We start from the raw sequence: 23,564 nt of genomic DNA, 5'->3' as shown, positions 1-23,564 counted from the left end.
CAAGGCGGACCGGGGGCCGGCCCGCCTTGGCCCGCCAGAGCGCTTTCGCTTCCGCGGTTGCTGTCTTCGTCCCGGAATTTATGGCTGCCTTCATGGCCGCGGGCGTCTCGGGTTTCGTGCTTGTGTGATCGCGCGCCCGCGGTCGCAAGTGATCCTGTTCTTGCTCTGGTCTGTGTGGCTGCTTCCAGACCTATGTGCGCTTCCGCCTGCGTCTCCGGTTTCGTGCCTACGTCTGACTTTGGCTTCACGCATTCTTTGGTTTTGCGCGCCTGGGCTGGAGCCATTTCCCGGCTTGGCTGCGGTTTCCGGATCTGGGTCTGCTCTGTTCCCGATAGGACTGTTGTCTCGCTTCTGCTTGCCTGCCTGGTTTCGGGCTGGCTCCGGATCCTGGCGCTGGCGGGCGGGAGCCTGTGGGGGATTGGCTTCCTTCCGGTTGAGCGACGGGAACGCGGAACAGTGGGGTGGCATGGAGGAGGCGATGTCCGGCGGGAGGATGGGTCGTCTCCGCCCGGTGGCGCGACCTGTGCGGCGGGGCGGCGTGCCGCGGTCGCTCCGGGGGCGGTTGTGGACCACGTACGTGTATCGGCAGGACTCATCGGTGAATCTCTTGGCTTCCGGAATCGCGCTGGCCAGGGTGCGCGCTATGGGGGGCCGGCGGAGGAAGGCCGTGCTGTGGCCGCCTGCGCGGGGCGGGTCGAGGCGCTCGAAAGGAAGATCCGGGCGGTCGGAGAAGGACGGGTCGGGGACGTGGAGCGTGTCCACGTCTCGGGCGGGCCGCCGCGAAAGGGCGTGGAGCGGCCTGGGCGGGGCGTGTGGTGGTGGAGCCGCCTGGACAGGGGCGTGGTGGTGGAGCGGCCTGGGCGGGGGCGTGCGGTGGTGGAGCGGCTGGGCCGGGTGGTGGTTGAGCGGCCTGGGTAGGGCGTGCGGTGACTGTTTGGCGTCGTCGTGGGGGATGGCCGGCCGGGTATCGAGACGTGGTGGCCTGGCGGGGTGTGACCTCTTGCGGTGATGGCCTTTTGCAACAACGGCTTCAGTGAGATCCGGCCAGGCCGCCTCGAGTGATGAGCTCGATGGGTGGTGTATGAGGCGGCCGGCCGGTTTGCCGGGTCGAGAGGCCGTGAGGACAGGGACCGCAAAGCGGTGGGTGCGGTCGGGTACTGGAGGGTCGTGCGGTGCGGCTGGGCTGATGGGAGTTGGTGTGGCGGCTGGGTTTGACGTGGCCGGGGTCGGGTGTGGACGGGTGGTGGTGGCGGTTGGGTGGTGACGGAACGGAACGGAGGTGATGGCGGAGGTCGAGGGCTGTGCTGGGAGGTTCGGGGTGGAAGGGGGAGGTTCACGGAGGGGACGCCGGGGTGCTGGAAGCGAAGAGCGGCGGCAGGTGGTGGAGGACTGACGGATGGTGAAAGTGGTCGGTGGGACGGGCTGGGCCTGGGTGGAACTGCGGAATGGCCGGATTGGGAGCGGGAGGCTTGCGGACGTCGAAGGGATGTCGGCGACCTGTCCGTGATGCATCGGCGGCTCTGTGGTTCCGGGAGAGGCTGCCGACGGGGTGCGCCGCAAGGTGACCGGGGTGGGCGGCCGGGTTGGGCGGCCGGGTTGGGCGAGCGGCGCCGTGTGGACGGTGGGGTTGCTGAGCCGGGGGCGCTTGGTTCGTCCCGGGGAAGGGTTTGAGCGGGAACCGGACCGGTCAGGGTGAGCGATCGGGGGGCCGGGACCGCGAAGCGGATGGATGGGGCCGAACGTCGGACGCTCGTCCGGGTGACGTGTGCGACGGAGCTACCCGCCCGGATGATCGGGGGATGCCGTGGTGCCCCGTGCTGGCGTAAGCAGGAAACCCAGAGCGGGCGGGGAGGTCGCTGTGGGAGCGCGGGTGGTGAGCGATGTGCGGGTCCGGGTCGATGAGAGTGGGACGCCGTGGCTGGCGACCGTGCGCGGGATTCTTGATTCGCTGCCGGGGATGGCGGCCTATCTGCTCGCCGAGATCGACGGGCACGGGCGGCTCGTCGACCTGGTGTGGGCGGCGGCCAGCCCGGAGGCGGTGACTCCGGACGGGCGGTTCGGGTCGCAGCTGATCGGCATGCCGGTGACCCGGACGGCGCCGGACGTGGCGGCCGAGAAGCGGTGGGCGGTCTACCAGCGGGTGATGGAGACCGGGGAGCCGGCCGATCTCGGTGCGGTGCGGATCGGGGACGGTGAGTTCACGGTGCGGGCCCGGCGGCTCGGGCCGGGGCTGCTGGTCAGTTGGGAGCGGCTGGACCGGCTGCACCGGTTCGGCGGCATGGAGCGGCTGGGCAACCTCGGCTGGGGCGAATGGGACCTGACCAGCGGGGAGATCTACTGGTCGTCGCAGCTGTACCGGATCTACGAGCGGGACCCGGCGCTCGGGCCGCTCGGCCGGGACGAGGCGGACGGGATCGTGGTGGAGGACGACCGTCCGCTCCAGGCGGCCGCCCGGGAGGCGTTCGAGCGGTCCGAGCGGGTGGACGTGATCACCCGGGTCCGGATCGGTGGGCGGATCAAGCATCTGCGGACGGTCGTCGACGCGGTGCGCGACAGTGGCGGGCGTCCGTTGCGGATCTGCGGGATCGTCCAGGACGTCACCGAGCAGCAGACCAATGTGGAACGGCTGGCCGAGGTGGAGCGCACCCTCGCGGCCGAGCACGAGCTGGCCGCCCGGCTCCAGCGGATCATCCTGCCGATCCCGGCCGAGCCGATCGACCTGCCGGGGCTGCGGGTGGCGGTGCGCTACCTGCCGGCCGGGCAGGAGACGCTGGTCGGCGGGGACTGGTACCACGCGGCGGCGCTGCGCGACGGGTCGGTGCTGCTCGCCGTCGGCGACGTCGCCGGGCACGGTACGCACGCGGCCACCACGATGGCCCAGCTGCGGCACGCGCTGCGCGCTCTGGCCGTGGTCACCAGCGATCCCGGTACGTTGCTCGAGCACCTGAACCGGCTGACCTGCGAGCTGGAGGCGGAGTCTCCGGAGCTGTCGGCGACCGCCGTGGTGGCCCGCTTCGACCCGGCGCGCGGCGAGCTGGTGTGGGCGCAGGCCGGGCACCCGCCGCCGCTGCTGAGCCGGGGCGGGCACACGGCCCCGCTGTCCCGGCCGCCCGGCCCGATGCTGGGCGTGGTCGACGACGCCCGGTACAGCGACGCCGTCCTCAGCTTCCACACCGGTGACGTGCTGCTGCTGTACACCGACGGGCTGGTCGAGCACCGGCGGCGCAGCCTGGACGTGGGCCTGGACGCGGTGATCACCTCGGTCGACGACGCGGTGCGGTCCGCCCCCGAGCAGCCGCTGGCCGAACTGCTGGCCCGGTTGCGCCGCGCGAACCCGGACGACGACACCTGCATCCTGGCGGCCCGGCCCCGTTAGGCATGATCGGGGCATGAGCCCGGTCGTTCTGGACGGTGGAGACCGCCGTTGTGTGCTGCTCCTGATCGAGCTGCGGAAACTGACGACCACGCTGCCCGGCGGGGCGGTCGTCCACCTGATCGCCACCGATCCGGCCGCCCCCATCGACCTGCCCGCCTGGTGCCACCTGACCGGCCACGAGTACCTGGGGCCGGTCGACGGGCGCGACCGTCCGGCGTACGGGGTCCGGGTGACCGCCGGCGCCACCGCGACGCGGGCCGACCGGCCGTGGCATAGATCGGACGTATAGGGCGTTTCGCGCCGGGTATCCGGCCGTAATGATCCGGTACGGGGACGAGGTCGCCTCGATCGCCCGGCCGCTGCGGGATCCGGGGGATCTGGAGATCCTCCTGGATCGTGCGGCCGCCGCGCGGGTCGTGATGATCGGCGAGGCCACCCACGGGACGCACGAGTTCTACGAGTGGCGGGCCGAGCTCACGAAACGGTTGATCGCCGAGTGCGGGTACTCCTTCGTCGCGGTGGAGGGGGACTGGCCGGACTGTGAGCGGGTGAACGCCGCGGTCCGCGACGACCGGGCCGACCCGCGCGACGCGCTGGTCCGATACGACCGCTGGCCGACCTGGATGTGGGCCAACGAGGAGACCGTCGACTTCACCCGCTGGCTGCACGCCCGCAACGCGCGGCGCGCGCCGGACGACCGGGTCGGCTTCCACGGGCTGGACGTCTACTCGCTGTGGGAGTCGATGCGCGAGATCCTCACCTGGCTGCGCGAGCACGACCCGGATCTGGTGCCGGCCGCGCTGGAGGCGTACCGGTGCTTCGAGCCGTTCAACGAGGACCCCAACGCGTACGGCTGGGCCACCCAGCTCGTGCCGGCCGCCTGCGAGGACCGGGTGGTGACGATGCTGTCGGCGGTCCGCGACCGGGACTTCGGGTTGTGGCAGAACGCCGAGGTGGTGGCCGGGGCGGAGGGCTACTACCGGGCCATGGTGCGCGGCGGCCCGGAGGCGTGGAACATCCGCGACCGGCACATGGACCAGACCCTGGACCGGCTGCTGCGCCGGTACGGGCCCACGTCGAAGGCGGTGGTGTGGGCGCACAACACGCACATCGGCGACGCCCGGGCCACCGATCAGTCCCAGTACGGCGAGATCACCATCGGTCAGCTGGCGCGGGAACGGTACGGCGACGCCCAGGTGCTGCTGGTCGGTTTCGGCACCTACCGGGGAACGGTGGTGGCCGGCCCGGGCTGGGGACAGCCGATGGAGGTCATGGGCGTGCCCGAGGCGCGGCCCGGTTCGCTGGAGGAAGTCTTACACGCGGCAGCTCCGACGTGCGGGTTGTTCGTCTTCCCCGCCGAGGGCCCGCGACCGGATCTGCTCACCACTGTGCTGCCGCACCGGGCGATCGGCGTGGTCTACCGGGCGGAGCGGGAGCGCTGGGCCAATTACGTGCCGACCGTGCTGGGTGAACGTTACGACGCGTTTCTGTGGTTCGCCGAGACGCGGGCGCTGCGGCCACTGCACACTCTCCGGGTGGACGCGCACGAGCCGGAGACGTACCCCAGCGGTGTCTGATTAACACCATGAAGGACCGGTTAAATGGATCTTTTGAATCTCGGTGGCACATCATTCAGTTGACGTGTGCGGATGCCTGAAAGGGCACGGACATGTGCCCGTGAATGCTGATCCACGGTGGGGGAGAACGGTTTTAGGCTGTGGCCTCCATCGATCATCCATTTCGGATACAGCAGGGAACGGGGTGCCATGAAGAAGATCTCCCGACTCATCCTCGCCGCGTTGATCGCCGCGTGCGGGGTGGTCGTCGCGACCGCCGGACCGGCGTACGCGACAGTGCCGGGATACGTGCTCAGCTCGTCCACCGCGAGTCTGCCGCCGAGTCTGTCCGCTCTCGCCACCGGCAAGCGGATCCAGTACGTCACCACCAACATCAACGGTGGGGTCATCACCGCGACCGGCCTGGTCCTCACACCACGCACCAACAAGAAGAACCGGGTCGTGGCGTGGGGACACGGCACCACCGGGCTCGCCGACACCTGCGCACCCTCCACCAACCATGCGGTCTTCTGGGAAGAGGCCCGGATCGCCGTCGCCGAACTGCTCGAACGCGGCTGGACGGTGGCCGCGCCGGACTATCCCGGGCTCGGGACGGTACAGCAGCACCCCTACCTGATCGGAGCCAGCGCCGGCCGGTCGATCATCGACAACGTACGGGCGGCCCGCAACCTCGACTCCGCACTGTCCACCCAGTACGTGGTCGACGGCCACTCGCAGGGCGGCACCGGCTCGCTGTTCGCCAGTCAGCTCGCCCCGTCCTACGACGGCAATCTGGTCCTCAAGGGCGCGGTGGCGATCGCCCCGCTCTCCAACGCACAGGAGATCATTCCGTACATCGCGGGCACTCCGGTCCAGGGCTACCTGGTGATGGCCCTGTACGGCGTGGCAGCCGTCGAACCGAGCTTCAAACCCGCCAACGTCCTCGCCGCTCCAGCCGAGGCCAAGCTCGGCGTTCTCCAGACCGGCTGCCTGTACGAGATCATGGCCGCCTTCGAGAACTTCACCGCCGAGCAGCTGGTCGAGGGCGGCACCGTGCCGGCCGCGGTGATCACCAAGATGGCCTCCTACGAGAACCCGCTCCAGACCGCGCCGAGCTCGCCGATCCTGCTCGTGCACGGCACCGACGACGAGGCCGTCCCCTACTTCCTCTCCGAGATGCTGGCCGGACAGATCCAGGCGTACGGGGTCTCGCTCACCTTCGAGACGATCGACGGCGCCACCCACGACACCGCCGTGATCCAGTCCGCCGACCTGGTCGCGAACTGGATCGCCGCCCGGTTCACCTGATCATTCGCGGACGCGCCCGGCGGCTCAGCCCGCCGGGCGCACCGCCCCGACCAGGCGCACCCCGGTGCTCATCGCCGGCGGGTCGGGCAGCACCGGCGCGAGCGCGGCCAGCAACCCGGGCCGGCGCTCGGCGGGGACCCGGCGCAGCACGGTCCGGCCCGCGTGCGAGTCCACCCAGGCGAGGAAGTGCTCCAGGTCGCGGAACTCACTGCGTACCGTCAGATCGCCGATCGTGACGTCGGCGAAGCCGGCGGCGCCGACCGCGGACCGCAAGGTGTCCTCGCTGTCGAACATCGCCGGGAGTTTCGGCTGCTGAGACGGCTCGTCGGTGTGTTCACCGATCACCCGCATCGCCTCCCGGTAGCCCGGGTCGAACGCCGCGAAACAGCTGAACGCGAGCCGGCCGCCGGGCCGCAGCAGCCGGAGGTACGCCCGCAGCGCGGCCTCCGGGTCCGGCAGGAAGAACAGCACCAGACCGAGCGCCACCACATCGAACGAGCCGGCCGGGAAGTCCGGCGCCTGACCGTCGCCGACCGTCACGGTGACCTGCGGCAAGCCGGCCGCCGCGGCCCGGGTCAGAACCACCATCGCCGGTGCCATGTCGATTCCGGTCACCGAACCGGACGGCCCGACCGCGGCGGCGGCCGGGAACAGCACCGCCCCGCGCCCGCAGCCCACGTCCAGCACCCGCTCACCGGCCCGGATCCCGGCGGCGGCGACCAGCGCCGACCCCATCGGCCCGACGAAATCCACCCCCACGCTGTCGTAGTCCGCCGCTGCCGCATCGAAGACGTCATATGGTTTCGTCACGGGATCAGAATGCATAACGAACCCGCAGATACGGCGTACGCTCGCCGATCAGATCGGTGAGCGCCGTTACGTAGGAGCCCTTCGCGCCGGTGCGGTAACGGACGTCCAGATCGCCGCTCTGCGAGCGTTTCACCTGCTGGAGGCCGGGCCGGAAATGCGCTCGATGTCGGCGAAAACGGTGATCGGATTGCTGTAGCCCTTGTGTCGCGGGACATAGCAGTAGGCGCAGCCGTTCGCCGTCGACGGGGCGATGAAACCGGCGGAGCGGCCGTTCGGGCGGGCGGTGATCGTCTTCTTCACACCCAGGACCAGCGCCTCCCGTTTGATCCGCACCCGGCGCCGGACATTCGCCTCGTCACCGTGCACCTCCGGGATCCGCTGGTGGCTCTCCGCCTCGACGATCGCCGCCCCCGGGAACCGGGCCAGGGTCTCGCGGCCACGAGGCAGATCGGCGGCGGCCGGTTCGAGGTAGATGCGTCGGATGTCCAACAGCTCACTCACACCCCGATTGTCCGTCAGGCCGGGTGAATCGGTTCGCCCTGGCGCGTGCACTACCGCCACGATCGGGCGCACAGGGATGTCCGGTGCCGCCGGAATGCCGTTGACTCGGCGCCGTCACCGCAGTCCCGCGACACCCGGATCGGAACCCGCGTGCCCCTTCTCCTGACCATCGGGCTGGCCGTCTCGCTCGTCACCGTGGCCCTGCTCCTGCTCACCCGCCGCCGCTCCAGCGCCGCACCCACCGCACCGGAACCGGACCCGGCTCCCTCCGGGCCGCGCGCCCCGATCACCGAGCCGGCTCCGGACCGGTCGCGTTTCCCGGCGTCGGCTCCGGACCGGGCGCGTTCTCCGGAGCCGACTCCCGGAACGGGTGCCGGGCTCGTGGCCGTGGTGGATCCGGGACCGTTCGGATCAAGGGGGTGGATCGTGCTGGACGCCGAACGGTCGGCGCTGGCCTGGGAGCCTCTCGCCCAGAGGCCGGCCTCCAGCGCCGAGAGGCCGCGATGTTCACGATCGTGACGTCGAGGCTGATGATGAGCAGGCTCATGCAGCAGATGGCCAGGATCGGGTAGCGGCGGGGCGCCTGTCGGTTGTACCCGCCGTCAGGAAACCCGACCCGGGGGACATTGGTCACAGTTTTCTCGCGGGGCGGTATTGGGCATGGTTGGCGCATGCATATCTGGCCGGGCAACCCGTACCCGCTGGGGGCCACCTACGACGGTGGCGGCACCAATTTCGCGCTCTTCTCCGAGGCGGCCACCCGGGTCGAGTTGTGCCTGTTCGACGAGGACGGCCGGGAGACCCGGATCGACCTGCCCGAACGGGAGGCGCTGGTCTGGCACGGCTACCTGCCGCGGGTGGTGCCGGGGCAGCGGTACGGCTACCGGGTGCACGGGCCCTACGATCCGTCCCGGGGGCTGCGGTGCAATCCGGGCAAACTGCTGTTGGATCCGTACGCCAAGGCGATCGACGGGGATTACCGGTGGGATCCGGCGCTTTTCTCATACGATTTCGGTGATATCGGTTCTTATAATGATGCGGATTCAGCGCCTTTTTCACCCCGATCCGTCGTCATAAACCCCTATTTCGACTGGGGCAACGACCGGCCGCTCAAGATCCCGATGTGGGAGACGGTGATCTACGAGGCGCACGTCAAGGGCATGACGATCCGGCATCCGAACATCCCGGACGACGTGCGCGGCACCTACTCCGGCCTGGCCCACCCGGTGATGATCAAGTACCTGAAGAGCCTCGGCGTCACCGCGGTCGAGCTCATGCCGGTGCACCAGTTCGTCCACGACAGCGGGTTGGTCGAGCGGGGCCTGACCAACTACTGGGGCTACAACACCATCGGCTTCTTCGCGCCGCACAACGGCTACTCGTCGTTCGCCGGCGGGGGCGGGCAGGTGCAGGAGTTCAAGGCCATGGTGAAGGCGCTGCACCAGGCCGGCATCGAGGTGATCCTGGACGTCGTCTACAACCACACGGCCGAGGGCAACCACCTGGGCCCCACGCTGTCCTTCCGGGGCATCGACAACCCGGCCTATTACCGGCTCGTCGACCAGGACAGGCAGTACTACTACGACACCACCGGCACCGGGAACAGCCTCAACGTCCGGCACCACGAGTCGCTGCGGCTGATCATGGACAGCCTGCGCTACTGGGTGACCGAGATGCACGTCGACGGGTTCCGGTTCGACCTGGCCGCCGCCCTGGCCCGGGAGTTCCATGAGGTGGACCGGCTGGCCGCGTTCTTCGACCTGGTCAACCAGGACCCGGTGGTGTCGCAGGTCAAGCTGATCGCCGAGCCGTGGGACGTCGGCGACGGCGGCTACCAGGTCGGCGGCTTCCCACCCAACTGGACCGAGTGGAACGGCAAGTACCGCGACTCGGTCCGCGACTTCTGGCGTGGCGAGCCGGCCGGGCTCGGCGAGTTCGCGTCCCGGTTCACCGGCAGCTCCGACCTCTACCAGGACGACGGCCGCCGCCCGATCGCGTCGATCAACTTCGTCACCGCGCACGACGGGTTCACCCTGCACGACCTGGTGTCGTACAACGAGAAGCACAACGACGCCAACGGCGAGGGCAACCGGGACGGCGAGAGCCACAACCGGTCCTGGAACTGCGGCACCGAGGGCGAGACCGAGGACGCCGACATCATCGTGCTGCGCGAGCGGCAGAAACGGAACTTCCTGGCCACCCTGCTGCTCAGCCAGGGCGTCCCGATGATCGCGCACGGCGACGAACTCGGCCGCACCCAGCGCGGCAACAACAACGTCTACTGCCAGGACAACGAGGTCTCCTGGGTGGACTGGGTTGAGGCGCGCAACGAGGACGTGCTCACCGGGTTCGTCCGGCGGCTGCTCAAACTGCGCGCCGAGCACCCGATCTTCCGGCGCCGGCGGTTCTTCACCGGCGACCCGGCCGGCGACTCGAAACTGCCCGACATCGCCTGGCTGCGCCGCGACGGCCAGGTCATGACCGAGGCGGACTGGAACACCCGCAGCGGCATGACCATGACAGTGTTCCTCAACGGGCACGGCATCCCGGAGCGCGACGCCCTCGGCGAGGAGATCCGGGACGACTCGTTCCTGCTGCTGTTCAACCCGCTCGACGAGGACGTGGCGGTCACGCTGCCGGATCGCGACTACGGGCGGACGTGGGAGGTCTCGGCCAACACCGCCGACCCGCTGCTGGCAGCCAGGCGCAAGACCGCGCGGGCCGGCGGGCAGTTCACCGTGACCAGGCACAGCCTGGTCGTGCTCCGCTGCCGTTACTAGCGGGTCAGGCCCGCGACGTGTACCACGCGATCTTCTCCCGGACCCGTCGCTGCTCCCGGCGCAGCTGCTCGATCTTCGCGTCGATCTCCTGATCGTGCTCGCGCAGCAGCGCCGTCCGCTGCTCGGCGCCCTCGTCACCGGTCTGCAACAGCTCGGCGAAGCGCCGCAGCCGGGAGATCGGCATGCCCGAGTCGCGCAGGCAGCGCAGCAGCCCCAGCCGGGACAGGTCGTCGTCGGAGAAGATCCGGCGGCCGCTGGAGTTGCGCTGGATGCCGTGCAGCAGCCCGATCTTCTCGTAGTAGCGGATCGTGTCGATGCTGACACCGAGCCGTTCGGCGGTCTCCCCAGGTGTGTAAGGCACGCCTGAGATTAACCGCTTCACCGCATTGGCAGCCGCCCCCACTGGTGCCGGACATGGCCGCGATGCTAGGCAGAGGCATGGAACGCGTAGCGCGGCCCCGGTTGCACTTCACCCCTCGCGCCGGCCAGGTCGGCGACCTCTTCGGTGTCCTCGCGGCGGACGGCCGCTACCAACTCTTCTACGAGCACCTCTCCGGCCAGGAGCCGGCCTGGGGGTACGCGGTCTCCGACGATCTCATCCTGTGGACCGAGCAGGCGGTGGCCGCGCCACCCGCCGGCCCCGGATCGGCCCGCCGCGGCGCGGTCGTGGCCGGTCCGGACGGGCCGGTGCTGTTCCACACCCGCGACGGAGGGGAGGTGGCCCGCGCGGTCGCGGCGCCCGGCCTCACCGGCTGGCGCCAGGACCCGGCCGGTCCGCTGATAGCCACGCCACCCTCCGGCGTCAGCGAGATGCGCGATCCGTACGTCTGGTGGGCCGGCAGCGGCTGGCGGATGCTGCTCGGCGCCACGATGCGCGGCGGGGCCGCCGCCGTCCTCCAGTACCACTCCGCCGATCTGCTGCGCTGGGCCTACGACGGCGTGATCGTCTCCCGCGAGCAGGGCGACTGGAACTGCCCGCGGCTCTTCCCGCTGGACGACGCCTGGGTGCTGCTCGTCTCCAGCGGCGACGAGGTCGCCTACGCGGTCGGCGGCTACGACGGCCTGCACTTCACGCCGCGCGCCTGGGGCGCGTTCGGGCGTGGCCGCCTCGGCCCCACGGTCACCTTCGTCGACGCGGCCGGGCGCCGCTGCGTGCTCGCCCGCCTCGGTGACGCCGAGGCCAGTGCCGGGTCGGTCTGGGCGGGCTCGCTCAGCCTTCCCTGGGTTCTCTCGGTACGCGACGACCGGCTGATCGCCACCCCGCATCCGAACCTCGACCCGTACCTGATCAGCGGCGCCAGCGGGCTCACCGCGGCCGGCGGGGAGGTCCGCGACCACGGCGAGCTGATCCTCACCATGCCCGCCGGCGGGGAGACGGTGCTCTTCGCCGACGCCGACATCGTCGAGGTCGCGGTCGAGGGCGTCAGCGGTCTCGGGGTGGCCAGGCGAACCGGCCCCACCGCGCCCGGTGTCAGGTTCGCCCGGTTCGGCACGGCTCCCGGCGAATGACGGCCCGGCGTTTGCCGGATCCGGCCACGGGCAACCTCTCCGGTATGCCTGGACGTGACGAACTACCCGAAACCCTCAAGCGATCCCCGAAGAAGGCGCAGGACACCTTCGTCAAGACCCACGACTCCGCCGTCGACCAGTACGGCGAGGGCGAGCGCGCCCACCGCACCGCCTTCTCCGCGGTCAAACACTCCTTCGAGAAGGTCGGCGACCACTGGGAGCCGAAGGTGAAGAAGGGCCCGAGCGACGCCAAGGCCGCCGGCGGGCGCGACACGAAAGCCGACACCGCGGGTGGCGTGGACGCCAACGCGAGCAAGGAGCACCTGCTGGGCGTGGCCCGTAAGCTGGACATCTCCGGCCGGTCGAGGATGACCAAATCGGAGCTGGTCGACGCGATCCAGAAGGCCAACGCCAGGGAGACGCGACGCGCGCGTGGATGATCTGATCCGATTCGTACGGGCACAGGACGGCGTCTTCGAGCGGGCGCTCGCCGAGTTGAGAGCCGGCCGCAAACGCACCCACTGGATGTGGTTCGTCTTCCCCCAACTGGCTGGCCTGGGCTCCAGCCCGACGGCGCGGACCTACGCCGTCCGGGACCTCGGCGAAGCCCGCGACTATCTCGGCCATCCCCTGCTGGGGCCGCGGCTGCTCCAGTGCGCCGAGGCGATGCTGGAGCATCACGGCCGCACCGCCGAGGAGATCCTCGGCTACCCCGACGACCTGAAACTGCGCTCGTCGATGACGCTCTTCGCCCGCGCCGCCGACGACCCGGCCCTGTTCGAGCGGGTGCTCGACCGCTACTACGACGGGCCGGATGAGCGGACGGTCGCGCTTCTCGGCGCACTGTAGGGGATTCCACCGTCCGGCGGGCTGCCGCCGTGTGACGATCGCGGCGGTCCCGTTCCCGCCGACGACGAGGTGGCTCCTTCATGCGACGTGCCCGCGCCCTCGTCGTGGCGGTGGCCGCCACCCTGCTCGGTGTCCCCGACCCGGCGGCCGCGTCCGGCGGGGGCACCGGCGATCTCGACCGGATCCTCACCGGCGCCGCGCTGGCCGGCGCCACCGTCGCCGTGGACGTGCGCGACGCTGCCGGGGGCGCCGTCTACCAGCGGAATCCCGGTCTTCGGGTGCTGCCGGCCTCCAACCAGAAACTGCTCACCGCGGCCGCCGCGCTCGAGGTGCTCGGCCCGGCGTACCGGTTCCGCACCACGGTCCGCGCCCGTGGCGGCGACCTCCACCTGCGCGGGCAGGGGGACCCGACCCTGACGATCGCGCGATTCGACGGGCTGGCCGCGGACGTCGCCCGGAGCCGGAAACGGTTCAGCGGGCGGCTGGTCGTCGACGACACCTGGTTCGACCGGGTGCCGCTCGGGCTGGACTGGTCGTGGCAGGACGAGTCGTTCGGTTGGACCGCACCCGTCTCGGCCCTCACCTTCGCGGCGAACGAGCGGTCCGACACCGGCGCCGTCGAGATCCGCTACCGGGGTGCCGCCGGGCGGCGGCCGTCGGTCACGGTGTGGCCACCGACCCGCAGCGTGCGGGTGGTCAACCGGGCGGTCACCGGGCGGGGCGACAGTGTGAGCGCGGTGCGGGTCCACGGCGGCCGGACGGTGACGGTCACCGGATCCGTCGCGCCCGGGCGCTCCGGGACCACGCTGGTGTCGGTGCCGGATCCGGCCCTCACCGCGGCCGGGGTGTTCCGGGCGGCGCTGCTCCGGCACGGGGTGACGGTTGCCGGGGGCACGGTCCGGGGGCCGGTCCCGCGTGCGGCCCGGACCCTCGCCACGCGGGCCTCCGCCCCGTTGCGTGAGATCCTGCGGCCGTTCCTGAAGCTTTCCCACAACGGCATCGCCGAGACGCTGGTCAAGGCGATGGGCCGGGCCGCGACGCCCGCGAGGCCGGGGAGCTGGCCGACCGGGCTGGCCGCGGCGACCGCCGCCCTCGGCCGTCTGGGCGTCGACACCCGGCTGCTCACCATGGGCGACGGCTCCGGCCTGAGCCGCCGCAACTGGGTCACCGCCCGGCAACTCACCACGCTGCTCACGGTGGCCCGGCGGCGCCCCTGGTTCCCGGCCTTCCGGGCGGCCCTCCCGGTGGCCGGCGCCGCGGACCCGCTGGTCGGCGGCACCCTGCGCCACCGCATGCGGGGCACCGCCGCGGCCGGCAACGTCCGCGCCAAGACCGGCACGCTGACCGGCGTGAACGCCCTCTCCGGCTACGTGACCACCCGCGACGGCCGCCACCTGACCTTCGCCGCACTGATCAACGGCGCCCTGACCAGCGCGAGCCCCACCCTCGACCGGGTGGCCGTGGCCCTCGCCGAGAGCACCGGCACGCCGGGAGGTCAGTCCTCCGGGAGGAAGGCGGCGGCGATGGGGGCCACCGTCTCCCAGCCGAGGGTCCGGTAGAGGTGCTGCCCGGCGTCGGTGGCGACCAGGACACCGGTGGTCATGCCCAGGTGCCGGGGCGAGTGGCCTGCCGGTCCAGGGCGGTGAGGCGGGCGGTGTCCCAGGTGCGCAGGACGTGCCGGAGCCGGTGGCCGGGCAGGTCCACCTCGGCGCGCCAACCGCCGGGAACGCCGACCGGGGCCGGCACGCCACGCGACGCGGCGTCGATCTGAGGACCGACGCCCGCAACAGCTGCTTCCGGGCCACGATCGCCGGGCTCGGCGCCCTGTTCGAGGGGATGGCACCGTCTCGCCGAAACCGGCCGGCCGGGGAGCCGGCCGGAGTCGCGCGGATGAGGCGTCAGCTGGAGCAGGTGTTGAGCATGGTCTGGAGCGCGGTCTTCTCGGACGACTGGAGCTTCAGCGCCCAGTAGTACTTCACCGCGATCCACATCTTGGCGTAGGTGCAGCGGTAGGAACTGACCGACGGCTGCCACGTCGACGGGTCCTGGTCGCTCTTCGACTGGTTCACGTTGTCGGTGACGGCGATCAGCTGCGGGCGGGTCAGGTCGTTGGCGAAGCTCTGCCGCTTGCTGGTGGTCCAGGCATTGGCGCCGGAACGCCACGCCTCGGCCAGCGGGACCACGTGGTCGATGTCGACGTCGGAGGCGGCGGTCCAGGTCGCCCCGTCGTACGGGGAGTACCACGAACCGGAGGTGGCGGCGCACGCCGAGCTGGTGACGACGTTGGTGCCGTCCCGCTTCAGCACCGTCTCCCGCGTGTTGCAGGTGCCGGAGATGGTGATCCAGTGCGGGAACAGGTCGCGGTCGTAGGTGCTCGCGTTCGCCTCGGCGGCCACGGTCAGGGCGTTCAGGTAGGTCTGTGCGGTCGCCTTGGACGGGATGCCGGTCGGGGCGGCCTGGGCGGGGGAAGCCAGCAGACCGATAGTGATCAGGCCGGCGGTGAGGCCGGCGATCAGGGGACGGGGGGAGAGGCGCATGCAACGGCTCCTTTGTGTCGTCCGATTCGGACACTGAAGAACTACGGGAGCCAAACGTCACCGGATGATGACAAGCGTGAATTTCTCATGACCGAACAAAAAAGATCAAAACTGCGCCGGAAACATCCCGTTAACAGACGGCGGGCGCGCTCCGCCCGTACCGGAAAAGGGGGTTGGCGAAGCCGATAGGGTGGGCGGGTGAGACCTCTGCTGGCCGTCGACGCCCCGAGCCTCTACTTCCGCGCGTTCCACGGCATTCCGGAGAAGGCGGCCCGGACCGAGGCCGGTGAACCGGTGAACGCGATCCGCGGCTTCCTCGACATGCTCGCCCAGCTCATCCGCACCCGCCGCCCGGACCGGCTGGTGTGCGCGCTGGACGCCGACTGGCGCCCGGCCTGGCGGGTGGAGCTGGTGCCGTCGTACAAGAAGCACCGGGTCGCCCACGGCGATGTCGAGGAGGTGCCGGCGTCGCTGGAGCGGCAGGTGCCAGTGCTGCTGGAGACCCTCGAGGCGATCGGCATCCCGGCGTTCGGCGTGAAGGGGTACGAGGCCGACGACGTGCTCGGCACGCTGGCGTTCGGGCAGCCGGCGCCGGTCGAGGTGGTCTCCGGCGACCGTGACCTGTTCCAGCTCGTCGACGACACCCGCGGGACCCGGCTGCTCTACTGCGGCCGTGGCGTGGCCAAGCTGGAGGACGCCGACGAGGCGCTGGTCCAGGCGAAATACGGGGTCGAGGCGCGGTGGTACGCGGACTTCGCCGCCATGCGCGGCGACCCCAGCGACGGTCTGCCGGGCGTGGCCGGCGTCGGCGAGAAGACCGCGGCGCGCCTGATCGAGAGGTACGGCGGGGTCGAGCAGATCCTGGCCGCCCTGGACGACCCGGACGCCGGTTTCGCCCCCGGCGTGCGGACGAAACTGCTGGCCTCCCGGGAGTACCTGGGCCGCGCCCTGCCGGTCTGCAAGGTCGCCACCGACGTGCCGCTGCCCGGCTTCGACCCGGTCCTGCCGACCGCACCACGCCACCCGGACGCGCTGCTGGCGCTCGCCGAGCGGTGGAACCTGGCCGGATCGGCCCGGCGCCTGGTGGACGCGATGGCCGGCTGAGGCCGGTTGCCGGACGGTTGCGGCCGCAGCGGGCGGCTCATGTCGGCCCCCGCGGACCCGATACGGCGAGTCGGCAAATGCCCGCCGCCTCACGATCGGAGTACGCCTTGTCGACGCGAGCCGTTCGCGCGTGCTTCGGTGTCTGGATCCTGGCTCTCGCCGGTGTCTATTACGCCGTTCCCGGCAGTCACCTCTACATATGGGCGGCGCTGGGCTGTTCGAGCGCCGCGACGGTGCTGCTGGGTGTCCGGATGCACCGCCCGGAGCGGCGGCTGCCGTGGATTCTGATCAGCGTCGCGCTGGTCCTCTTCACCACCGGTGACATCTGGAACAACCCGTTGGCGGACCTGTTCTACCTGCTGGCGTACCCGCCGCTGGCGGCCGGGTTGCTGCTTCTGGCGCGGGCCCGCGGCGGTGGCGCCGCCAACCGCGCGGCGCTGCTGGACGCGCTGGTGCCGACGGTCGGGCTGGGCCTGCTGGCCTGGGTGTACTGGATCGCGCCGTGCGCCCGCGCCGACCATCTGTCGGGACTGGGGAAGCTGGTGTCGATCGGCTACCCGCTCGGCGACGTGCTGGTGCTCGCGATGATCCTGCGGATGTTCACCGGCGCCGGCCGCCGGCGGGGCGCGGTCGCCGCCCTGGGCGCCGCCGTGGTGGGTCTGCTGGTCGCCGACGTGTTCTACGGCCAGTCGCGTCTGTACAGCGCGTGGGTGCTGGGCGGCCCGGTCGACCTCGGCTGGATCGTCTTCTACGCGGCGACGGGCTTCGCGGCGCTGTCGCCGACGATGCGGTCGCTGTCGGCGCCGGGCGAGCCGGTCATCCCGGAGATGGGCCGCCACCGGCTGTTCTGGCTGACCGCGGCCGCGCTGATCGCGCCGGCCGTGCTGGCCGTCGAGTACTTCCAGGGCCGGCAGGGCGTGGCCGACGCGCCGGTCATCGCGGCCGCCGCGGCGGTGATGTTCCTGCTGGTGCTGGGCCGGGTCGCGGACCTGGCCCGGATCCAGCGGGCGGCCGGTCTCCGGGAGCGGGCGCTGCGTGAGGCCGTGGCGCTGCTGAACGCGGCCGTCACCGACGTGGGCGTGGCCGCCGCGATCCGCCAGGCGGTGAGCCGGCTGATCCCCGCGGGCGAGCCGTACCACCTCCAGCTCTCGGTGCCCGAGCCGGGCACGGCCACGGTGGGGGTGAACCTGGTGGCCGCCGCCGATGTGCCGGACGGGCTGGACTCGGGCGGCTTCCCGCACGCGCTCTACACCACCCAGCGGCTGCCCGGCGAACGGGTCGGGATCATGGTGCTCGGCGCGCCGGACCCCGTCCTGCACGTGATGCGCCCGGCGTTCGAGACGCTCAGCGCACAGATCAACGCGGTGCTGGACCGGATCGGGCTGACCGACGAGGTGAGCCGCCGGGAGGGTGAGGCCCGGTTCCGCACCCTGATCCAGAGCGCCTCCGACGTCATCCTGATCCTGGACGCCGACGGTGTCATCCGCTACGCCACGCCGTCCGCGGAAACCCTGTTCGGCGCCGACCCGACCGGTACCCCGATCGCCGGGCTGATCGCGTCGCCGGAGGCGCTGCGTGAGGTCCTCGACCGGGTGGACTTCGGCGATCTGGACGACATCGAGCTGACCGCGGTGGGCGCCGGCGGCCGCACCATCGAGCTCGAGTGCGGCCTGCGGGACCTGCGCGACGACCCGACCGTGGGCGGCCTCGTGGTGACGCTGCGGGACGTGACCGCCCGGCGCGGGCTGGAGAGCGACCTCACCCACCAGGCGTTCCACGACGCGCTGACCGGGCTGGCCAACCGGGTGCTGTTCAAGGACCGGCTGGAGCAGGCGTTCTGTGTGGCCGAGCGGGACGGCGCGACCCTCGGCGTGCTCTTCGTCGACCTGGACGACTTCAAGGAGGTCAACGACACCCTCGGGCACGCGGTCGGCGACCAGCTGCTGCTGGCCGTGGCGCGGCGGATCTCGGCGATCATCGGGGCCGGCAGCACGGCGGCCCGGATGGGCGGCGACGAGTTCGCCGTCCTGGTCGAGCAGAGCGACACCGTGGACGCCGCGGAGACGGTGGCGGCGCGGCTCGTGGAGGCCCTGGGAGCGCCGATCGAGGTGTTCGACGCCGACGGTGGCACGCACGTGGTCAGCGGCGCGGCCAGCATCGGCGTGGCCACGAGCCGGGACGCCGAATCGGCCACCGAGCTGCTGCGCCACGCCGACCTGGCGCTCTACCTGGCCAAGGGCAACGGCAAGAGCGGCTGGCGGCGTTACCAGAGCGACCTGCACACCGCCATGGTGCAGCGGCTGGAGATGCGTACCGCCCTGCACGAGGCGATCGAGAGGGAGCAGTTCGTCCTCCAGTACCAGCCCATCGTGGAGCTCGCCGACCAGCGGATCACCGGCGTCGAGGCGCTGGTCCGGTGGCAGCACCCGTCCCGTGGCCTGCTCGGCCCGTTCTTCTTCGTGGAGGCGGCCGAGGAGAGCGGCGCGATCGTCGGGATCGGCTCGTGGGTCATCCGTGAGGCGCTGCGGCAGTTCGCGCGGTGGCGGGCCGAGAACCCGGAGACCACGCTGCGCTACGTGAGCGTCAACGTGTCGGCGCGGCAGTTCCGGACCGTGGACTTCGCCGACCAGGTACGCCGGGCGCTGGCCGAGACCGGGGCCCGGGCGCAGTGGCTGCTCCTGGAGATCACCGAGAGCCTCGTGCTGCGGGACGCCGAGAAGGTGCTGGCGGATCTCGAGGAGTTGCGGGCCATGGGCGTACGGATCGCGATCGACGACTTCGGCACCGGCTACTCGTCGCTCAGCTACCTTCGGCAGATGCCGGTGGACGTCGTTAAGCTGGACAAATCATTCATCGACGACATTCTGACCAGCCGGCAGCAGCACGCGCTGGTCGACGCCATCGTCACCCTGTCGCACAACCTCGACCTCGCGGTCGTCGCCGAGGGCATCGAGGAGGCCGGTCAGCGGGCCGCCCTGGATGCCATGGGCTGCCGTTACGGCCAGGGCTACCACTTCGCCAAGCCGCTGTGGCCGGCCGACATCCCGGAACTCACCGGGATGCCTTCCACACGTCGGGAAGCAACCGTATGACGGAACCCGACAGATAAGCGTGCGGGTGGTTAGACGGATATCTACTGGCGCGACCCGCCGCCAAGAGGCAGGGTCGGGGGTGTGCTGAACAACCCCGTGTGGGCCGCCCTCACCGGGCCGCAGGCGTGTTTCGCCGAGGCCGCGGGCAACGCCGCCCGATACCTGCCCGATATCGCCCCGTTCGCCGCGCTGAGCGACCCAGCCGACCCGGCCGCCTGGCGTGATCTGGCGACGATCACCAACTACGCACTCCTCACCGGCCCGTCCATCACTCCGCGCGCGGGGTGGGAGGTGGACCAGGTCACCCCGGGAGTGCAGATGATCGGCCAGAGCATGTCCGGCGTCGAGGATCCGGAGGCCGTCCTGCTCACCGAGAAGGACGTCCCCGAGATGCTCGACCTGGTCGCCCGCGCCGAGCCGGGCCCGTTCCTCAAGCGCACCGTCGACCTGGGCCGCTACCTCGGCATCCGGGACTCCGGCCGCCTCGTCGCGATGGCCGGCGAGCGGTTCCGGATGCCCGGCTGGACCGAGGTGAGCGCGGTCTGCACCGACCCGGCGTACCGCGGCAAGGGCCTCGGCGCACGGCTCACCCTCGCCGTGGCGGCCGGCATCCTGGCCCGCGGCGAGCTGCCGTTCCTGCACGCGGTCCACGACAACGAGAACGCGATCCGGCTCTACGGCCGCCTCGGCTTCACGCACAGCGCCGACGTGGTGTTCGCGTCGTTCAGGTACACGGGGTAGAGGTTCGAAGGCCGGCCGTCGACGGCCGGCCTTCAGAGTTGCCCGTGATTCGGCGGCAGCAGGTCCGAGAGCTCGTAGGCCGCGATGTGCGCGTACTTCCAGTCCATCGGGTCGTGGACGCTGTGCGTGCGCGCGTTGCGCCAGTGCCGGTCCAGGTCGTACTTCGCGGCCGCCGAACTCGTCCCGCACATGGTGAACAGCTCCGACCCGGCCTCCAGCGCGACCTCGCTGCCGAAGGCCTTCGCGGCCGCGACGGCGAGCGAGCCACGTGCCGCGGCCTCCGCGTCCGCGGGGATCAACCCCACTTCCTCGAGCGTACGGGCAGCCGAGTCCAGCAGGGCCTCCGCCGCTCGCACCCTGGTCGCCAGCCGTCCGTAACGGTGCCGCACGTGCGGGTCGTCGACGGCCGCCGCCGCACCGGACCGGACCGCCTCGGTGGACGGCCGCGCCTTCTCCCGCAGGTAGGACCGGGCGTCCCGCAGAGCCGCGCCCGCGATGCCCACCTCGATGGCCGCGTGCACCAACTGCGCCCGGGCCCCGATCTGCTGCGGGACCTCGTACGCGCCCGCGTAGTCGACACGCAGTCCGGCCTCCACCGGCACCCGCCGGAACGTGGCCGTCCCACTGATCGTCGCCCGCTGCCCGAGCATGTCCCAGTCGGTGTCGACCGACACCCCCTCGGCGGCCCGCGGCACCAGGGCCAGCACCAGCCGCCCCGTCTCGTCGAGGGCGCTCACCGCGATCCACGCGCTGGTCAGCGCCCCGGTGGTGTAGTACTTCACCCCGTCCAGCAGGCCGTCGGTGATCCGGGTGCGCAGATCCTGGGCATGCTGCCCGCCGCGTTCGGCGAACGCGTTCCCGAGCCGGCGGCCGGCCAGCACGTCACCGAAGGCGCGCTTGCGGGCCTCCGGGCCGGCGTGCACCGCGAGCACGTCCACCAGCAGGAAGTGGCTCTGCGGGACCTGGGCGATCGCCGGGTCGGCGGCCGCGACGATCCGCGCCACCTCTCCCAGGGTTCGCGGGCCCAGCCCCGGGCCGCCGTCGGACACCGGGACGGTGATGCCGAGCAGCCCGGAGCCGTCGAGTGCGGCCAGGGCCTCGTGCGGGACGACCTCCGCGCCGTCCCGGTCGCGCTGGATCGCGCCGGGCTCCAGGACCGCGGCGAGCCGGTGGGCGGCGGTGATCGCCTCATCGTGTGTCTGAAGTACGGCCTTGACTTCCTCCCCACGGCTATGGCCGGGGGATTCCTGGACCTCACGGCCCGAGGTTTTCTCCTTCATCGATTGCTGCCTTCCCGCGCTAGGCGCGAGGAGGTCTCACGCCATCTCCAGAGACGGACACCGCCAGCCCGGCGGCCAAGATGTTGCGCGCCGCGTTGACGTCACGGTCATGGACGGCCCCGCAAGGGCAGATCCAGGTCCGGACGTTCAGCGGCATGTTCGGGTTGATCCGCCCGCAGGCGGAGCAGGTCTTGGACGACGGGTAGAACCGATCGATCGCGATGACGGTCCGCCCGTACCAGTCGGCCTTGTATTCCAACTGGCGGCGCAGTCCCGACCACGAGGCGTCGTGGATGGCGCGGGCCAGGCTGTGGTTGCGGACCATGTTGCGGACCGACAGGTCCTCGATGACCACCGTTTGGTTCTCGCGGATGATCTTCGTGGACAGCTTGTGCAGGGTGTCGCGGCGACGGTCGGCGATCCGGGCGTGGATGCGGGCCACCTTGAGGCGGGCCTTGGCCCGGTTGGCAGAGCCCTTCTCCTTGCGGGCCAGGTTCCGCTGGGCCTTGGCCAGCCGGTCCCGGTCGTGCTGCTCGTGCTTGGGGTTGGTGACCTTCTCCCCGGTGGAGAGGGTCACCAGCGCGGTGATCCCGGCGTCGATGCCGACCGAGGTCCCCGCCGGCGGCAGGGCTGCGATGGCCTCCTCGACCAGGATCGAGATGAACCAGCGGTCCGCCGTATCCCGGGACACCGTCACCGACGACGGGTGCGCACTTTCGGGCAGCGGACGGGACCAGACGATGTTCAGCGGCTCGCTGCATTTGGCCAGCTTGATTCGGCCGTCGCGGAAGGTGAACGAGTTCCCGGCCGTGAACGTGGCCGACGGTTGGGACTTCCGTTTGGACTTGAAGGTGGGGTACTTCGCCCGCTTCTCCCAAAACGCTGCATACGCACCCTGGAGATGCCGTAGAGCCTGCTGGAGCGGAACGTTGGATACCTCCTGGAGCCAAGCCACCTCCGATTCCTGCTTCCAGGCGGTCAACATCTTTGCGGTCTCGACGTAGTTGATCCGCTTGCCGCCCTGAAACCAGGCGCGGTGTCGTTCCGCCAGCGCTCGGTTGTAAACGTAGCGGACACAACCGAACGTCCGATTCAGCAGCTCCCGCTGCTGATCGGTGGGATAGAAGCGGTACCTGTACGCCCGCTTCACCGCTCGGCTCGGCACGCTAACACGATAACATCTCAATGTGTTAGGGGAACGATTTCCCTGCGCTAAAGCGAGGCGTTTGCGCGTTACGGCTCATTGATCAGCAGATCCTATGGGTCCGCCTCCTCAAGTCGGCTCGCGCGGGACCGATCACCCCGGGGTCCAGCCCGGACGGAGGAGGGGTCTTGCAGACGCGGAGTCGACAGGTGCGGCCATCGTTCACCGCCGGTGCGCTGGTGATGTTCATCGCCGGGACGCTGGTGCAGATCATGATGCTGGCGCGGGCCTGGAATGACGGCGAGTTCTTCCCGTGGGGTGGCCTCGCCCTCGCCGGGGCGGCGCTGAGCGGGTTCGTGCTGTACCGGCAGACGCTGGCCCAGCGGGACAGCGGGCTCACCGACGGCCTGACCGGACTCGGCAACCGCGGCATGTTCCGGCAGGCGTCGGATCGGGCCCGTGACCGGCGGATGGGCGTCCTGCTGATCGACATGAACGGCTTCACGGAGATCAACGACACCCACGGTCACGCGTCCGGCGACCGGGTGCTCGTCGCGTTCGCCGAGGTGCTGCGCCGCTGCGTCCAGCGCCCGAACCTGCCGTTCCGCCTCGGTGGCGACGAGTTCGCGGTGGTGCTGCCGGACGTGGCCCGGCCCGAGGACGCCTACGAGGTGGCCGGCCGGATCGCCGCGGCCCTGGGCACGATCGCCGTCGACGGCCGGCTGGTCACGCTGGCGGCGAGCATCGGCGTGGCGGTCACCGAACCCGGCGAGCTCACCCACGACGAGATCGTGCACCGCGCCGGCCTGGCGATGCGGAAGGCGAAGTCGCTCGGCCCCGACACCCGCTGGGCGATCTGGCAGGAGCCGCTCGCCTCCGAGCTGCCCACAGCCGCTTGAAACCCGCATATCGTACGGAAGGGGCCGTCGCCAACCGCAACGGCCCCTTCCGTCCGCTCCCCGCGAGCCCGCCGGGCC

General features: G+C 71.0%; 22 protein-coding genes. 14 read left to right on the top strand and 8 right to left on the bottom strand.

Annotation, left to right across the window (positions count from 1 at the left end):
- The first annotated feature begins 1,873 nt into the window (after window positions 1-1,873).
- From KZ829_RS40375 to KZ829_RS40360, 4 genes are all read left to right on the top strand, one after another.
- Window positions 1,874-3,376, top strand: coding sequence for a PP2C family protein-serine/threonine phosphatase (locus KZ829_RS40375; protein ID WP_308285864.1), 1,503 nt, complete (start codon window positions 1,874-1,876; stop codon window positions 3,374-3,376).
- A 13-nt stretch (window positions 3,377-3,389) separates the two neighbouring features.
- Window positions 3,390-3,665, top strand: coding sequence for a sulfurtransferase TusA family protein (locus KZ829_RS40370; protein ID WP_220149115.1), 276 nt, complete (start codon window positions 3,390-3,392; stop codon window positions 3,663-3,665).
- Window positions 3,666-3,693: 28 nt separating this feature from the next.
- A complete protein-coding gene (locus KZ829_RS40365) occupies window positions 3,694-4,953 on the top strand; it encodes an erythromycin esterase family protein (protein WP_220149114.1) in 1,260 nt (419 codons plus the stop codon).
- 189 nt (window positions 4,954-5,142) lie between these two features.
- On the top strand, window positions 5,143-6,240 hold the full coding sequence (locus KZ829_RS40360) for an alpha/beta fold hydrolase (RefSeq protein WP_220149113.1): 1,098 nt from the start codon (window positions 5,143-5,145) through the stop codon (window positions 6,238-6,240).
- Window positions 6,241-6,264: 24 nt separating this feature from the next.
- Here the strand turns inward: KZ829_RS40360 and KZ829_RS40355 are convergent, their stop codons facing one another.
- The 3 genes from KZ829_RS40355 to KZ829_RS40350 are packed head-to-tail and all read right to left on the bottom strand — an operon-like array spanning window position 6,265 to window position 7,551.
- Complete coding sequence (locus KZ829_RS40355; protein WP_308285863.1) at window positions 6,265-7,050, bottom strand: class I SAM-dependent methyltransferase; 786 nt, start codon at window positions 7,048-7,050, stop codon at window positions 6,265-6,267.
- Window positions 7,051-7,054: 4 nt separating this feature from the next.
- Window positions 7,055-7,183 carry a hypothetical protein gene (locus KZ829_RS44325; RefSeq protein ID WP_281428360.1) on the bottom strand — a complete coding sequence of 43 codons (129 nt, stop codon included), beginning with the start codon at window positions 7,181-7,183 and terminating at the stop codon, window positions 7,055-7,057.
- Entirely contained in the window at window positions 7,180-7,551 is a 372-nt protein-coding gene (locus tag KZ829_RS40350; RefSeq protein ID WP_246637066.1) for a spore photoproduct lyase family protein, read from the bottom strand. The genes KZ829_RS44325 and KZ829_RS40350 overlap by 4 nt, the downstream gene beginning before the upstream one ends.
- A 150-nt stretch (window positions 7,552-7,701) precedes the next feature.
- Between KZ829_RS40350 and KZ829_RS40345 the strand changes: the two genes are divergently transcribed.
- Both KZ829_RS40345 and glgX read left to right on the top strand, forming a co-directional pair.
- Entirely contained in the window at window positions 7,702-8,070 is a 369-nt protein-coding gene (locus KZ829_RS40345) for a hypothetical protein (protein WP_220149111.1), read from the top strand.
- A gap of 152 nt (window positions 8,071-8,222) precedes the next feature.
- Entirely contained in the window at window positions 8,223-10,331 is a 2,109-nt protein-coding gene (gene glgX, locus KZ829_RS40340) for a glycogen debranching protein GlgX (protein ID WP_220149110.1), read from the top strand.
- A 4-nt stretch (window positions 10,332-10,335) separates the two neighbouring features.
- Here the strand turns inward: glgX and KZ829_RS40335 are convergent, their stop codons facing one another.
- Window positions 10,336-10,692 (bottom strand): MerR family transcriptional regulator, encoded by a 357-nt coding sequence (locus KZ829_RS40335; protein ID WP_183218951.1) that lies wholly within the window; start codon window positions 10,690-10,692, stop codon window positions 10,336-10,338.
- Between the two features lie 77 nt (window positions 10,693-10,769).
- On the opposite strand from KZ829_RS40335, the gene KZ829_RS40330 reads away from it, so the two are divergent.
- The 4 genes from KZ829_RS40330 (at window position 10,770) to dacB (ending at window position 14,248) form a co-directional block, all read left to right on the top strand.
- The gene (locus KZ829_RS40330; protein ID WP_220149109.1) at window positions 10,770-11,840 is read left to right on the top strand and encodes a glycoside hydrolase family 32 protein; all 1,071 of its coding nucleotides are present in this window, start codon (window positions 10,770-10,772) and stop codon (window positions 11,838-11,840) included.
- A 44-nt stretch (window positions 11,841-11,884) separates the two neighbouring features.
- The gene (locus KZ829_RS40325; protein ID WP_220149108.1) at window positions 11,885-12,280 is read left to right on the top strand and encodes a ChaB family protein; all 396 of its coding nucleotides are present in this window, start codon (window positions 11,885-11,887) and stop codon (window positions 12,278-12,280) included.
- On the top strand, window positions 12,273-12,689 hold the full coding sequence (locus tag KZ829_RS40320) for a DUF1810 domain-containing protein (RefSeq protein WP_220149107.1): 417 nt from the start codon (window positions 12,273-12,275) through the stop codon (window positions 12,687-12,689). Before KZ829_RS40325 ends, KZ829_RS40320 begins: the two co-directional genes overlap by 8 nt.
- Window positions 12,690-12,769: 80 nt before the next feature.
- Entirely contained in the window at window positions 12,770-14,248 is a 1,479-nt protein-coding gene (gene dacB, locus KZ829_RS40315; RefSeq protein ID WP_220149106.1) for a D-alanyl-D-alanine carboxypeptidase/D-alanyl-D-alanine endopeptidase, read from the top strand.
- Window positions 14,249-14,288: 40 nt separating this feature from the next.
- On the opposite strand, the gene KZ829_RS40310 is transcribed toward dacB, so the two are convergent.
- Entirely contained in the window at window positions 14,289-14,435 is a 147-nt protein-coding gene (locus KZ829_RS40310; RefSeq protein WP_220149105.1) for a hypothetical protein, read from the bottom strand.
- 152 nt (window positions 14,436-14,587) lie between these two features.
- Window positions 14,588-15,226, bottom strand: a complete 639-nt coding sequence (locus KZ829_RS40305; RefSeq protein WP_220149104.1) for an HNH endonuclease family protein — start codon at window positions 15,224-15,226, stop codon at window positions 14,588-14,590.
- A gap of 198 nt (window positions 15,227-15,424) precedes the next feature.
- Here KZ829_RS40305 and KZ829_RS40300 point away from each other — a divergent pair, with 198 nt between their 5' ends.
- The 3 genes from KZ829_RS40300 to KZ829_RS40290 all read left to right on the top strand — a co-directional run bounded on the left by KZ829_RS40300 (window position 15,425) and on the right by KZ829_RS40290 (window position 20,163).
- Window positions 15,425-16,330, top strand: a complete 906-nt coding sequence (locus KZ829_RS40300) for a 5'-3' exonuclease (RefSeq protein ID WP_220149103.1) — start codon at window positions 15,425-15,427, stop codon at window positions 16,328-16,330.
- Between the two features lie 107 nt (window positions 16,331-16,437).
- Window positions 16,438-19,422 carry a putative bifunctional diguanylate cyclase/phosphodiesterase gene (locus KZ829_RS40295; protein ID WP_220149102.1) on the top strand — a complete coding sequence of 995 codons (2,985 nt, stop codon included), beginning with the start codon at window positions 16,438-16,440 and terminating at the stop codon, window positions 19,420-19,422.
- An 81-nt stretch (window positions 19,423-19,503) separates the two neighbouring features.
- Window positions 19,504-20,163: a GNAT family N-acetyltransferase gene (locus tag KZ829_RS40290; protein ID WP_220149101.1), complete on the top strand. Its 660-nt coding sequence runs from the start codon at window positions 19,504-19,506 to the stop codon at window positions 20,161-20,163.
- A 32-nt stretch (window positions 20,164-20,195) separates the two neighbouring features.
- On the opposite strand, the gene KZ829_RS40285 is transcribed toward KZ829_RS40290, so the two are convergent.
- Together KZ829_RS40285 and KZ829_RS40280 are read right to left on the bottom strand one after the other, a co-directional pair.
- Entirely contained in the window at window positions 20,196-21,443 is a 1,248-nt protein-coding gene (locus KZ829_RS40285; RefSeq protein WP_220149100.1) for an acyl-CoA dehydrogenase family protein, read from the bottom strand.
- A 19-nt stretch (window positions 21,444-21,462) separates the two neighbouring features.
- Window positions 21,463-22,608: an RNA-guided endonuclease InsQ/TnpB family protein gene (locus tag KZ829_RS40280; protein ID WP_220149099.1), complete on the bottom strand. Its 1,146-nt coding sequence runs from the start codon at window positions 22,606-22,608 to the stop codon at window positions 21,463-21,465.
- Between the two features lie 167 nt (window positions 22,609-22,775).
- Here KZ829_RS40280 and KZ829_RS40275 point away from each other — a divergent pair, with 167 nt between their 5' ends.
- Window positions 22,776-23,486, top strand: coding sequence for a GGDEF domain-containing protein (locus tag KZ829_RS40275; protein WP_246637064.1), 711 nt, complete (start codon window positions 22,776-22,778; stop codon window positions 23,484-23,486).
- The last annotated feature ends 78 nt before the right edge of the window (window positions 23,487-23,564 follow it).

This window comes from Actinoplanes hulinensis, assembly GCF_019429605.1.
Classification (GTDB): Bacteria; Actinomycetota; Actinomycetes; order Mycobacteriales; family Micromonosporaceae; genus Actinoplanes; species Actinoplanes campanulatus.
Note: the sequence above shows the minus strand (reverse complement) of the source record. Positions and strands in the feature narration are given on the sequence as shown.